Below are 13,266 nucleotides of genomic sequence, written 5' to 3' on the forward strand. Positions count from 1 at the left end.
ATGCAGGCCCTCGATGAAGGCTCGGGGAGATCCCGATGCCAGCTATGTCAGTATCGTCAACGAATGAGACATCAGGCTATTTATCAGCATGTTATCAACCCAAGGCGGTGTCGAGGGTCATCATAAGGGCAAAGCCTGCCATCAGGCCCAGAGTGGCGTGGGTCTGGTGACCATTGCGGTGCGTTTCCGGGATCACCTCGTGGGAGACCACAAACAGCATGGCGCCCGCCGCCAGCCCCAGCCCTATAGGGTAGGCGATGGCCATGCCGCTGGAGAGGCCGACCCCAAGCAGGGCGCCGAGGGGTTCGAGCAAGCCGCTTGCTATGGCGACCAATACCGCAACCCAGGGTCTGAATCCTGCGGCGCACATGGCCAGCGCCACCGCCAGCCCTTCCGGAATGTCTTGCAGGGCGATGGCCGTAGTCAGCGGCAGCCCCACCGACATATCCCCCTGAGAGAAGCTGACCCCGATGGCCATCCCCTCCGGCAGGTTGTGCAGGGCAATGGCAAACACGAACAGCCAGACCCGGGAGCACTGCTGGTGACCTGGGCCGCAGGGGCCTGTCTTGTCGTGCTCATGGGGGGTGAACTGATCCAGCCCCAGCATCAGCAGGCCCCCCAGGGTCATGCCTGCCACCACTACGGCCGCGGCGAGAAAGCCATCCCCTGTGATCCCTTCTGCTGCTTCGAGCCCCGGCAGCAGCAGGGAGAAGGCGCTGGCGGCCAGCATCATGCCGGCGGCAAAGCCCAGCATGGCGTCTTCCACTCGTTGTGGCACGGAACGCAAGAAGAGTGCCGGCAGGGCGCCGAGGGCGGTGGCGGCAAAGCCCGCTACCCCGCCGATGAGACCATAACGGACGCCTGTGCTCATATCGTCAGTCGCCAGCATGATGAGGCTCTGCAATAGCAGCAGCAAGACGGCGGCCAGCGCGATGAGCAGACCGAGGGCGGTCAGTGGGCGAGCCTGCACCTGCTCGCGCAGTTGGACTGACCAGGAGGAAACCGGCAGGGCCGATACGTTATCCATAAACTTGACCTCTCTACAGCAGATGAGGATGGCTTGTAACCATCCTGTGCATTACACCCAGCCTGACCGGCTTTGTCCATGCCCGCCCGTCGATTGTCCCCATCGGCTAAGTATTTGAAATGATTTGGTCGCTATAAAAAGTGCGTGATGAAAGTCTGGTTATGGGGAAAAACAACTTGCTTTCTCGCCGATAAATCCGGTGAAGGAGTGAGCGGTTTTATGGTAAAGTGCCGCCCTCGCGAAACCCGCCCTTCCCTTGGTCTTTCGCAACGCCCCACCTCCCGGCAGGAATGTCCGGGTATCAGCTCATACGGATGTGATCGCCACAGTGCACCTGCTTGTCAGCAGTTGAGGATCACCAGCCACCATGTTTTATAAAAATCTGTCTATCGGCAAAAAGATTGCCGTGGTTTTTGCGGTCATTGCCGCCGTCAATGTGATATTCGGTATTTTCCTTTCCAGCGAGTTGCGCGGCGTGCGCGACCGCGTGCTGAACTTTACCGACTCCACCCTGCCGAGCGTGCTCTCGGTAGAAAAATTGCTCTACGACGTCTCCTATGTGCGTCGTGCCCAGTTTGCCCTGTTGATGGTTGACGATGCCGCCGATCTGCAGGCCCGTCGTGGCCGCATCCAGGACAATGTCCAGAAGGTCGAGCGTGCTTTTCGTGCCTACGAGGCAACGGTCGGCGCCGATCATGAGCGTCAGGTCTTCAATCGTGCCAAGCAGGACTGGCAACAGTACCTGAACTCGGTCAATGCCGTTGATCAGATGCTGGTGCAAGGTCAGCCTGCCGAGGCCAAGGCGTTGCTATTCCAGTCAAACGCCGCCTATGGCGCCCTGGAGCAGTCGGTCAACAACCTGGTGGAGGTGAACCTCGGCTTCGTGAAGGAGAATCGGGGCAGCCTGCTCGACAGCGTCAACATGGTGACCAGTTTTGCCATGGTGAGCATCGGCGGCCTGCTGCTGTTCATGATGGCCATGACCTGGTTCCTGACTCGCCAGATCTGTTTGCCGCTGTACGCAGTCGTGGCGCAGGCCAACGCCATCGCAGCCGGTGACCTGACCCATCAGCTGGATCGTCAGCACATAGGTCGCGATGAGCTGGGCATGCTGGCCAAGGCATCCCTCAAGATGCAGGACAATCTGCGCGGTCTGATTGAAGAAGTGGTGGCTGCCGTGACTCAGCTTGGCGCCGCCATCGAAGAGGTGAGCGCCGTTTCCGAACAATCGGCGCAGGGGATCCAGAGCCAGCAGCAGGAGATCTCCCTGGTTGCGACCGCCATGACCCAGATGAAGGCGACCGTGGCCGACGTGGCCGGCAACACAGAGACCGCCTCCGAATCTGCCAGCTCTGCCAACGCCCTTGCCCGTCGCGGCAATCAGGATGTGCAGAGCTCGCTGGTAGCCATTACCCGGGTCGCCGAGGAGATTGAACAGGCGGGGACCCTGGTCGCCGAGCTGGAGCGTGAATCTGCCCAGATCAATCTGGTGGTGGACGTGATCCGCGGCATCGCCGATCAGACCAACCTGCTGGCGCTCAACGCCGCCATCGAGGCGGCTCGTGCCGGTGAACAGGGTCGTGGCTTTGCCGTGGTGGCCGATGAGGTACGAACCCTGGCTGGTCGCACTCAGGCATCCACCGGCGAGATAGTGGCCATCATAGAAACCTTGCAGGCACGTGCCAACCAGGCGAAAGAGGTGACAGGTCAAAGCTGTGACATGATCCGCCAGTGCGTGGTGCAGAGCGAGCAGACCAGCAACGGCATTCAGCAAATTGAAGAAGCGGTTGCCCAGATTGCTGACATGGCCATTCAGATTGCCAGTGCCTGTGGCGAGCAGGATGCGGTTTCCGATGAGCTGGGTCGCAATGTGGAGCGGATCAATGAATCCTCCAACGAGGTTGCCATCGGCGCCGATCATACCGCCCGTGCCTGTCTGGAGCTGAGCCAGCTGGCCGCCGGCCTGAAGCAGACCATGGGTCGCTTCCGTCTGGCTTGATGACATGAGGGCAGTGCCGGGTCGGCTCACGCTGAGCTGGCACTGTCCTCGTTGGATTGATAACAAAACCCGGCTCAGGCCGGGTTTTGTTATTTGGCAAAGACGACAGTACTGAAAAGGCCGGCGCCCAGTGAATAAACTCCTGTTTGCGGCTGATTGAGCCAAGGTGGGCAGATTGCAAAGGGGAGGGACTTGATATCGATTGCAAGACACTTGCTGAGTGCATGTGTATAGCAAGCTCACGGCTGAGGGAATAGTAGGTGCCGGGCAGGATTGTTTTGCGGCTTTGCAGATAAATTGCTTTGCAATAGACATAAAAAAACCCGGCCTGGACCGGGTTCAATGTGTGTGCGCTGCGGGTAACGGCTTACTTGGCCAGAGATTCCGGCAGGTTCTCACGGATCTTGCCGAGCATCTCTTTCAGGACGCGCGGGTTGGCAACCACTATGTTGCCGGAGTTTTCGTAGTTGTGACCACCCACGAAGTCGGTGACGATGGCACCGGACTCTTTGGCCAGCAGTTCACCGGCTGCGGTATCCCAGGGCTTGAGGCCGATCTCCCAGAAGCCGTCGACGCGACCGGCGGCCACATAGGCCAGATCCAGCGCGGCAGAGCCGGAGCGACGGATGTCGGCACATTCGATGAACATGCTCTGGAACATCTTCAGGTAGGGCTCGATATGATGCTTCTGCTTGAATGGGAAACCGGTGGCAAGAACGGTACCAGCCAGCTCTTTGGCCTTGCCGACACGGATGCGGTAGCCGTTCAGCTGGGCGCCGTTACCACGGGTCGCGGTAAACAGCTCGTCACGGATGGGATCGTAGACGACGGCTTGTTCTGTCTTGCCCTTGACGCGCAGGGCGATGGAGACGGCAAAGTGCGGAATGCCCTTGACGAGGTTGGTCGTGCCATCCAGTGGGTCAATGATCCATTGGTAGTCCGGATTGGTACCGGCAATCTCACCAGACTCTTCAGCAATGATGCTGTGTTCAGGGTAAGATTTTTTGATGGTGTGAATGATGGCCGCTTCGGCGTCACGGTCAACGTTGGTCACGAAGTCATTGCTGCCTTTCTGGATGGCCTCGATGTTTTCGGGCTGGGAAAAGGCTTTTACTACTACTTGACCGGCGTTGCGCGCAGCGCGCACGGCGATATTCAGCATCGGATGCATAGGTTCACCACTGGATGTTAAAGAACGGGGGATAAAAGGACGCGGTATGATACCAGTCTTTTCGATAATGGCAACCGTTATACGCCTTCTCCCCGACCTTGGCGACTGCCAGATCTGACGGCTCCAATACAGACTCTTTTTGGTCTAGCCTTATGGCAGTAGCCGAATAACAGGCTGCATGAGCATAGGGATGTGGATCATGAATTTGTCATTAGTCAGTCAAAAACCGTCGGCAGCAACTACCCAGGGACTGCTAGCGGCGTTGAGAGCATCAACCGGATATGGCGCCTACTTCGACGAGGTGAATATTACCCAGCCATCGCAATGGCAGCCGGGTAAAGAGGAGGCGGCCATTCTGCTGCTCGATGGCGATACTGTCTGGCCCGAGTTCGGTTGGCAGCGAAGTGGCGATAGCTTCGGCTTGCCGGTATTGCCGCTGCTGATGCACAGGGGGGATGACTCCCTCACCATTCAGGGGCCGGATGTACGGGATCCCCGTTTTTATTTTGTCTCCAACGGCATAGCGCTGGCCGAGTCTGAACTGGCCGATCCCGCTTGCAGCCGGGTGCTATTAAACAAGCTTGAGTCCTACTTTCCGCTGCTGTCTCGCCTCATTCTGCTGCGCCAGCGCCAACCCATGGGGTTGTGCAGCTAACCTGGCGTCCTCTTTTATCGGGCTGTTCAAGCGGCGCAATATTTGTCATAACTGGCCGATATTGTGCCGCTGCTGCGAGATGCGCAGCCCACATCCAATTGTCTTGTTGCATGTGCACATAGCACCAACCCGGATCCGGCACAAATGGGCCGAGGTTAGCCTCTGCGCCCGGGCCTGAATCACAAGGAGTCCATGATGATCGATTTTTATACCGCTGCCACCCCCAATGGTTTCAAGGTGGCGATTGCCCTCGAAGAGCTGGGATTGCCCTATCGGGTGATCCCGCTCGATTTGTCGGCGCTGGATCAGAAAAAGCCCGAGTTTCTGGCCATCAACCCCAATGGTCGCATCCCGGCCATCGTCGATCGGGATAACGGCGATTTCGCGGTGTTCGAGTCCGGCGCCATCCTGCTCTATCTGGCAGAGAAGGCGGGCAAGTTGTTGCCGCAGGATCCCAAGCGTCGCTCCCAGGCCATCCAGTGGTTGATGTTCCAGATGGGCGGTGTCGGTCCCATGATGGGGCAGGCCAACGTCTTCTATCGCTACTTCCCGGAGAAGATCCCGGCCGCCATCGAGCGCTATCAGAAAGAGGGGCGTCGTCTGTTCGAGGTGCTCGACACCCATCTGGCGGAGCACGAGTATCTGGCCGATGAGTACAGCATCGCCGATATCGCCACCTGGCCCTGGGTGCGCATCTATGACTGGAGCGGTATCTCCATCGACGGGTTGACCCATCTGCAAGCCTGGATGGCACGTATGGCGGCTCGCCCCGCCTGCCAGAAAGGGATTGCCATACCGCCGCGCAACGAGGACCCGGCCGATCTGGTCAAGCAAGCCCAGCAGATGGTGACTCGCTAAGCTGACAAGATGGCCCCGTGACGGGCCATCTTTTTTCTCGCTTCTCCCCCTTGTCTTCACATCACCATTTCCCGCCGTTGCATCATTCATGCTCGCTGAGAAGGATCGTCTGGCCCCGCTATTAACTCCCTACAAACGAGTGATTCATCAAGAGTGGAAAGTCATTCTGCCTGATTAATTGTTATGTTATAACGACAACCTTTCAGTTGATGACAATGATTATTCGGATGGAGACGATGACAAAAAAATACGCCTATTCAGGATGGTGTGCCCTGGCGTTGCTGGCAGGCATGAGTGCTGGTGCCCATGGCAAGCCGCTGACCATGGTGGGGCCATGGGAAATCCACAGTATCGACCCGGCCAGCAACGGTGTCTTTTTTACCCGTTTGCAGGTAGCCGAGACCCTGGTCGACGTTGACAGTCAGGGAGGCTTGAAGCCGGGGCTGGCCAGTGATTGGTCCCGCTCAGAGGATGGCTTGCAGTGGAGATTCACGCTGCGCCCCCACGCCCATTTTCACGATGGCAGCAAGGTGAATGCCGAGCAGGCTGCGTTTGCGTTGCAACAGGCCTGGCGCAAACCAGGGGTACTGACCAGCGCACCGATTACCGCCATTGAGGCCAAAGAGGGGGCGCTGCTTGTCACCCTTGCCCACCCCTTCGCCTCGCTGGCGGCTGTGCTGGCCCATCCCAGTACCCAGATCCTGGCCAGGGGGGCCTATGACGACAAGGGGGAGGTGACGCAGGTGATTGGATCCGGCCCCTATCGCATTACCCGTTTGCAGCAGCCTCAGCGGATCGAAACAGCGCGTTTTGACCGCTGGGATGGCCCAAAGGCCGCCATCGAGCAGGTCAGCTACCTGACGGTCGGCCGCGCCGAGAGCCGTACCCTGATGGCAGAGAGTGGTCAGGCTGACATCGCATGGGGACTTGATCCGGTCAGCATACGCCGTTTGCAACAAGCGCCCAGGGTGAGCATCGCCTCTGTGACCTTGCCACGCACCATACAGCTCAAACTCAATGGGGCCGATCCACGTCTGAGCGATCCGGCCGTGCGGCGTGCGCTCAGTCTGGCCATCAACCGCAGCGGCATGGCGGCAGCCCTGCTGCGTGATCCCGAGATGGCGGCGACCCAGCTTTTTCCTCCCAGTCTGAAGGAATGGCATCAGCCCGGCTTGACACCGCTTGCCTATGACGTGCAGGCGGCGCAAGCGGCCTTTGCCGCGGCAGGCTGGCAGAAGGGGGCAGATGGCGTGCTGCACAAGGGGAAGGATCGCTTCACTTTGACCCTGCGCACCTTTCCGGATCGCCCCGAGTTGCCTCAGCTGGCGACGGCGTTGCAGGCTCAGTGGAAGGAAGTGGGTGTCGAGCTCAAGGTGGCGGTGGGCAATTCGAGCGAGATCCCGGCAGGTCATCAGGATGGCTCGCTCCAGCTCGGTCTTTATGCCCGCAACTATGCGTTGGTGCCGGATCCGCTGGTGACCCTGCTGGGGGACCTGGCCCCTGCCGGTGCCGACTGGGGGGTAATGAACTGGCAATCCCCTGTACTCACAGCTCAACTGGCGCGGCTTGGTCGTGAAGCCTTGCCCACGCAAGAGGCCGCCATGCTGAGGCGTGACATCGCCGCTACCTTGCAACAGGAGTTGCCGCTGCTGCCCATTGCCTGGTATCGCCAGAGTGCAGCCGTCAGCCGCAAGCTCAAGGGTTTTGAACTGGATCCCCAAGAGCGCAGTTATTACCTGACCAGGCTGACTTGGGGTGCGCAATGACAGGCTTGCCCTTGTCTGCTGTCGTGGGCGTCCTGAGTCAGCGTCTGGTACAGGCACTGATGGTGGCGCTGCTGGTGGCCGGGCTCTGTTTTCTGATGGTGCAATCCCTGCCCGGGGATATCGCCTTTCGCATCGCCGCCGGTCGCTACGGCTATGACTATGTCACCGCAGAGGCGGCGAGCGCTGTGCGCCATGAGCTGGGGCTGGCCGAGTCGGCCCTGTCCCGCTTCGGCGACTGGCTTGCCGCCTTGCTTCAGGGGGATCTGGGCAGCTCACTGGTCACCGGGGCTCCGGTCGTCGGTGAGATTGGGCATCATCTGGGGGCGACTTTGTCGCTGGCACTGGCCGCCGTTGTGCTGGCCTTGTTGCTGGCGCTGCCCCTTGGCAGCCTGAGCGCCTTGCGTCCAGGGGGGCTCTGCGATCGGCTGACTCTGGCCTGGAGTGTATTGATGCGGGCACTGCCGCCCTTTCTGCTGGGTCTGGTGCTGATGGTGCTGCTCTCGGTGGAACTGGGCTGGTTCAGTGCCGCCGGGCACGGGGAGGGACACAACCTCTGGCTGCCTGCCCTTACCCTGGGGCTCGGCCTGTCCGGCGTGCTGGCCAGGGTCGTGCGAGAAAGCGTGCTCACTGTCGTGCAGTCCGATTATTACCGCTTTGCCCTCACCAAGGGGCTGTCGCCAGCACGGGTATTTCTGCGCCACGGGTTGCGCAATACCGGGGTCAGCGTCATTGCCTACACCAGCGTACAGCTGGTGCTCCTGATTGAAGGTGTGGTGGTGGTCGAGAGTCTGTTTGCCTGGCCCGGCATCGGCCATGCGCTGGTGCATGCCATTTTCTGGCGCGACGTGCCCATGGTGCAGGGCACAGTGCTGGTGCTGGCTGCGCTGTTTGTGCTGCTTAACACCCTGACCGATCTGCTCTGCCTCGCCATTGATCCTCGCGGTCCCAAGGAGTCTTGATCATGTCTCTCTCATTGAAAGCCGGAGCGAGCCTGCTCCTGCTGGTGGTGCTGTTTGCCTTGCTGGCACCGCTCATCTGGCCCGATCCTGCCGCCCAGGATCTGGTCAACTTTCTGGCCGACCCTTCCTGGCAGGAGCCCCTCGGGCGGGATCAGCTGGGGCGCAGCCTGATGGCGCGGCTGGCCGCGGCTACCCGCTTGTCGCTGCTGCTGGGGATCCTGTGCGTCATGACGGCCGCGCTGCTCGGTTCTCTGCTGGGTTGGCTCTCGGCCTGGCGCGGTGGCTGGGCAGATGGGCTGCTGCGCAGCCTGGCCGACGGTGTGCTGGCCCTGCCCAGTCTGCTGCTGGTGCTGTTGTTCTCCGCCATGGCTCAGGGCGGCTTTGCCATCCTCTATCTCGGTCTGGCCATGGCGCAGTGGGTGGAATACTACCGGGTGGTGCGGGCCCGCAGTCGCACCTTGCTCGCGTCACCCCAGGTGGAGGCGTCCCGTCTGCTCGGTTTTGGCAACGGCTACATAGTGCGCCGCCACCTCTGGCCCGAGCTGGCACCCCAGTTGCTGACCATGATGGCGTTCGGTCTGGCGGGGGCCATTCTGACCCTCTCCACCCTGGGCTTTGTCGGGGTGGGCATTCAGCCTCCCACCCCCGAGCTGGGGCTGATGATGACGGAGGCGTTGCCGCACTATCAGGAGGCACCCCGTTTGCTGCTGGCCCCCATCATGGTGATGGGCTTGATGCTGCTGGCACTGGTGCTGCTCAACCAGAAGGCAGAGCCCCATCCCCGTTCTTCACAAGGAGCCAGGTCATGACTGCTATTCACATCAAGGGCGTGCAGGTTGGCGATGGCAAGCAGACCCTGCTGCAAGCGCTGGACTTGACCCTGACTCCCGGCAGTGCCCTGACCCTGGTGGGGGAGAGTGGCTCGGGCAAATCCCTGCTGGCCCATGCCCTGATGGGCACGCTGCCTGCACCGCTACTTGGGCAAGGCCAGCTTGAGGTGGCCGGTCATCACTACGATCTGGCCGAGCCCCATCGACTGCGTGCCCTGTGGGGGCAGGAGCTGGCGATGTTGCCGCAAGAGCCTGTGATGGCACTCGACCCTACCATGGGGCTGCTGCACCAAGTGGAGGAGGGCTGGCTTGCGGGAGGTCCACAGGCCCGCTTGCGGGCGAGAGCCTCCCTCGAGCACCTGGGGCTTGCAGGGCGTGAGCGTCATTTCGCGCATCAGCTTTCCGGCGGCATGGCCCAGCGTGCCGCCTTTGCGGCCGCCACCCTGGGGCAGGCCCGACTGCTCATCGCCGACGAGCCCACCAAGGGGCTAGACAGTCTGGCCCGCGCCAGGCTGCAAGCGCTGCTGCTGGGCTATCTGGCGCAGGCTCGTCAGTTGTTGACCATCACCCACGACCTGACTCTGGCCCGGGCGCTGGGTGGCTGGGTGTTGGTGGTTAAGGGGGGCGAGATAGTGGAGCAAGGGCCCGCCGAGCGGGTGCTGCATCACCCGGCCCATGCCTACACCCGGGCCCTGCTGGCGGCAGATCCCGCAGCCTGGCCCAAGAAAAGTGCACCGGCCACAGGTGATTGGTTGCTCAGGGGCGAGGGGCTGACCATGGGGTATGGCGAACAGACCCTGTTCCAGGGTCTCGATGTGCAACTGGCACAAGGGGAGCGGCTTGCCATCATGGCGCCGAGCGGTGCGGGCAAGAGCACCCTCGGCAATGTGCTGCTCGGTCTGCAGCGTCCTTTGCAGGGGCATGTGCTGTGCCGGGAAGGGGTCGCTCACCATCGCTGGCAGAAACTCTATCAGGATCCTGTGCAGGCGTTTGCCAGTCGGGTGCGCCTCGGGACCCTGTTTGACGATCTGCTGCACCGCCATCGGTTGCCCCGTCAGCGTCTCATCGATTATCTGGCGAGGCTGGGGCTCGATGAGGGCTTGCTGAGGCGTCTGCCGGGTCAGGTATCGGGGGGCGAGTTGCAGCGTCTGTCGCTGATCAGGGCCCTGTTGCTGCGCCCCGTACTGCTGTTTGCAGATGAGCCTACCTCCCGGCTCGATCCCCTCAGTCAGCAGCAGACCATGACCTGCCTGCTGGAGGAGCTGGGAGAGATCGGCTGTGCCCTGCTGCTGGTGACCCATGACGAAGCCCTGGCCGACAAGGTGGGGGAACGCTGCCTGCGGCTGGGAATGACGGCAGGTACCCAAAATGAGGGGCTGGATGTTGCCCGTGTGCGGCGGACAGTATGATGACGAGGTCTGAAGGCATCTTGTCGATGATAACCCCTTGATTTGTGTCGCTGACGGGGTGAATAACCCCGTCACATTAGGAAAACTAGGGAAAGCTGATTATAAAGATTCGTTCGTTTTTCGTGATCTGAATCACTAAGATCACCCCAAGCCAAGGGAGTGTCCTGCTCCCGGCCGGTGCGGGTTCTCCGCCTTGTATTTTCACCTTTGATTGACTCTGTTTTTTGGATCCCCTCTGCAGATTATCTGCCAGGGGAGCGGCAGCTTTTGATGATTTGCGGGACTGAGATATGTATCGGCACAGTTTTTACCCCCTGTTTTTTCTGACCATTCTCATGGTCGCTGTGGGCCAGATGACCCAGACCCTGTATGTGCCCTCCATTCCCATGATGGCGGGGGACTTCAACGTGGCCTCCGGCCAGTTGCAGGCGGTGATGGCCTGTTACCTGATCCCGTACGGGCTCTCCCAGTTTGTCTACGGTCCGCTGTCGGATCGCATCGGCCGTCGCCCCGTGCTGCTTATCGGCATGATGGTGTTTCTGGTAGGGACACTGACCATTCAGTTGATCCCGAGCTTCACGGCTCTGCTGATCGGCAGCCTGATCCAGGGGCTGGGTACCGGTGCCGGTGGTGCCATGAGCCGGACCGTGATGCGCGACCGCTACAGCGGTGCCGAACTGAACCGAGCCAACAGTCTGGTGAGCATGGGGGTGATCTTTTCCCCGCTGCTGGCCCCCGTGCTGGGCGGCTGGTTGACCGAGCTGTTCAACTGGCGTGCCGGCTACTGGTTCCTGTTTGGTTTTGGTGCCGTGACTACCCTGGCCCTGCTGGCCTGGTTTGGTGAAACCCTGCCGGTGGCGGCGCGCCAAGAGCGGCTGCGGGTCGGCGCCGCCTACCGCCATGTGCTGGGCAATCCACGCTTCCAGGGCAACCTGCTCTGCCTGATGGCAACCTTTGCAGGACTTGCCGTGTTTGAAGCGGCGGCAGGCGTGCTGCTCGGCGATGTACTCAAACTGAGCGCCCGCACTGTCAGCGTATTGTTCGTGCTGCCGCTGCCCGGTTATCTGTTTGGTGCCTGGCTCTCTGCCAAGCTCAGTTTTCGGCTGAGCCAGGGCAAACTGATGCGCCTGGGCATCGCCTTCCTGGCGCTGGGGTCGCTCATCATACTGCTGCCAGGCCTGTTCGGGGTGGTGAGTGCCGCCTCTTTGGTGGGGGGCGCCGCTGTTTACTTCATCGGTAGCGGCATCCTCTATCCGACCGCGACTTCCTGCGCCATCGAACCCTTCCCGGGTCAGGCAGGGACGGCTGGCGCCATTCTTGGCGGGATGCAGAACCTGGGGGCGGGGATAGTCACCCTGCTGGCGGCTTGCTTCCCGATGGAGGGCCAGGTGACCCTGGGGGCCATCATGACGATCATGGTCCTGCTGGTAGCCTTGAGCTTTGCCTGGCTGCGCCACCATGGATCGCCCCACGAGCAGATGGCGACCTGATCCTGTCTGTGCTCCTGAAGCCCGCCATTGGCGGGCTTCTTCGTTATTGCCCCCGGCCTATGGTGGCGTCTTCTGCCACCAAATCCAGAAAGGCCCTCATGGCGGGGGTAATGCTGTGCTGGCGAGTGAGGAAGACGGTGCTGCCGGCTTCGATCGGTTCTAGGGGATGACACACCAGATCAGAGAGCTGGCTGGCGGAGTGGGCGAGGCCAGCGCTGACGATGGCCCAGCCCAGCTGGTGGCGCACCGCACTCACCAGATGGAACAGGGAGTCTGTCTCCAGCACCACATTCAGGTTTATCCGTGCGCGCTCGGCGGCGAGATCCAGGTATCGGCGAAACTGCATGGAGCGGCTTGGCAGCACCAGTGGCCGGGTTTGTAGACTGGCCAGGGTCATGGGCTCAGAGGAGGGGAAGGGCTCCGCCGCGCCGCGGTTCATCAGCACCGCCATCCGGTTGTGACCCTGAGGGTAAAAGTTGAAAGCGTGCCTGCCGGGTTCACCAGGGGGCTCGTCAAACCCCAGACCTATGTCGCACTGGTGCAGCGCCAGCTGTGACAGCAGGGCTTCGTTGCTCAGCACCGACAGGCGAATGACGATATCTGGGTAGCGCTGCGTGCACCTGGCAATGAGCGGCATGATGTCGACATTGGATTGGGCCACTATGCCGATGCGCAAGGTGCCCGACAGTTCGCCGTGAAACAGCGCCAACTCCTGCTTGAGCGCCTCCTGCTCCAGCAGCATCCGCTCGGCGTACTGGCGCACCAGCTCGCCCGCCTCTGTGAGGGCGACAAACTGGCTGGTACGTACCACCAGATCCGTGCCCAGGTTTTTCTCCAGCGCCGTTATGCTGGCCGACAGGGTCGGCTGGGTGATGTGGCAGGCTTTGGCGGCCTTGGCAAAATGCCGATGCCTGGCCAGTTCGTGGAAATAGTGCAGTTGCTTGATGTTCATGGCGGTGTTGCGAGGCGTCTGGCGGGGTGATAGTTCAAATTAATCAATTGAAAATTCATCGTCAATAGAGTGATTCTATCGGGAGATAGATTTAATTCATTGGTTTTGCCGGTGCGGCCTCTCTAAACTTGAATGCAGTTTGCATTTTTA

General features: G+C 60.8%; 11 protein-coding genes. 8 read left to right on the forward strand and 3 right to left on the reverse strand.

The features are described 5' to 3' along the window. Positions 1 to 94: 94 nt before the first annotated feature. Positions 95 to 1,027 (reverse strand): ZIP family metal transporter, encoded by a 933-nt coding sequence (locus OKC28_RS02490; protein WP_021138565.1) that lies wholly within the window; start codon positions 1,025 to 1,027, stop codon positions 95 to 97. A 367-nt stretch (positions 1,028 to 1,394) separates the two neighbouring features. Here OKC28_RS02490 and OKC28_RS02495 point away from each other — a divergent pair, with 367 nt between their 5' ends. Beyond that, positions 1,395 to 3,026 carry a methyl-accepting chemotaxis protein gene (locus tag OKC28_RS02495; RefSeq protein WP_113720336.1) on the forward strand — a complete coding sequence of 544 codons (1,632 nt, stop codon included), beginning with the start codon at positions 1,395 to 1,397 and terminating at the stop codon, positions 3,024 to 3,026. A gap of 367 nt (positions 3,027 to 3,393) precedes the next feature. Here OKC28_RS02495 and suhB read toward each other — a convergent pair whose 3' ends face one another. Beyond that, on the reverse strand, positions 3,394 to 4,197 hold the full coding sequence (suhB, locus tag OKC28_RS02500; RefSeq protein ID WP_005310327.1) for an inositol-1-monophosphatase: 804 nt from the start codon (positions 4,195 to 4,197) through the stop codon (positions 3,394 to 3,396). Positions 4,198 to 4,396: 199 nt separating this feature from the next. On the opposite strand from suhB, the gene OKC28_RS02505 reads away from it, so the two are divergent. The 7 genes from OKC28_RS02505 (at position 4,397) to emrD (ending at position 12,164) form a co-directional block, all read left to right on the forward strand. Further along, positions 4,397 to 4,852, forward strand: a complete 456-nt coding sequence (locus OKC28_RS02505; RefSeq protein ID WP_011898874.1) for a hypothetical protein — start codon at positions 4,397 to 4,399, stop codon at positions 4,850 to 4,852. 195 nt (positions 4,853 to 5,047) lie between these two features. Further along, positions 5,048 to 5,710, forward strand: coding sequence for a glutathione S-transferase family protein (locus tag OKC28_RS02510; protein ID WP_021139807.1), 663 nt, complete (start codon positions 5,048 to 5,050; stop codon positions 5,708 to 5,710). A 236-nt stretch (positions 5,711 to 5,946) separates the two neighbouring features. Continuing rightward, positions 5,947 to 7,476 (forward strand): ABC transporter substrate-binding protein, encoded by a 1,530-nt coding sequence (locus OKC28_RS02515; RefSeq protein ID WP_270687125.1) that lies wholly within the window; start codon positions 5,947 to 5,949, stop codon positions 7,474 to 7,476. Further along, complete coding sequence (locus tag OKC28_RS02520; RefSeq protein WP_087755934.1) at positions 7,473 to 8,435, forward strand: ABC transporter permease; 963 nt, start codon at positions 7,473 to 7,475, stop codon at positions 8,433 to 8,435. The genes OKC28_RS02515 and OKC28_RS02520 overlap by 4 nt, the downstream gene beginning before the upstream one ends. Positions 8,436 to 8,437: 2 nt before the next feature. Continuing rightward, positions 8,438 to 9,244, forward strand: coding sequence for an ABC transporter permease (locus OKC28_RS02525; protein ID WP_270687131.1), 807 nt, complete (start codon positions 8,438 to 8,440; stop codon positions 9,242 to 9,244). Continuing rightward, the gene (locus tag OKC28_RS02530) at positions 9,241 to 10,674 is read left to right on the forward strand and encodes an ABC transporter ATP-binding protein (protein WP_270687133.1); all 1,434 of its coding nucleotides are present in this window, start codon (positions 9,241 to 9,243) and stop codon (positions 10,672 to 10,674) included. The genes OKC28_RS02525 and OKC28_RS02530 overlap by 4 nt, the downstream gene beginning before the upstream one ends. 290 nt (positions 10,675 to 10,964) lie before the next feature. Beyond that, entirely contained in the window at positions 10,965 to 12,164 is a 1,200-nt protein-coding gene (emrD, locus tag OKC28_RS02535; protein ID WP_058394721.1) for a multidrug efflux MFS transporter EmrD, read from the forward strand. 43 nt (positions 12,165 to 12,207) lie between these two features. Here the strand turns inward: emrD and OKC28_RS02540 are convergent, their stop codons facing one another. Further along, positions 12,208 to 13,116, reverse strand: a complete 909-nt coding sequence (locus OKC28_RS02540) for a LysR family transcriptional regulator (RefSeq protein ID WP_256688135.1) — start codon at positions 13,114 to 13,116, stop codon at positions 12,208 to 12,210. Positions 13,117 to 13,266 lie beyond the last annotated feature (150 nt).

Origin of the sequence: Aeromonas sp. D3, from assembly GCF_027705025.1 — a bacterium.
Classification (GTDB): domain Bacteria; phylum Pseudomonadota; class Gammaproteobacteria; order Enterobacterales; family Aeromonadaceae; genus Aeromonas; species Aeromonas salmonicida.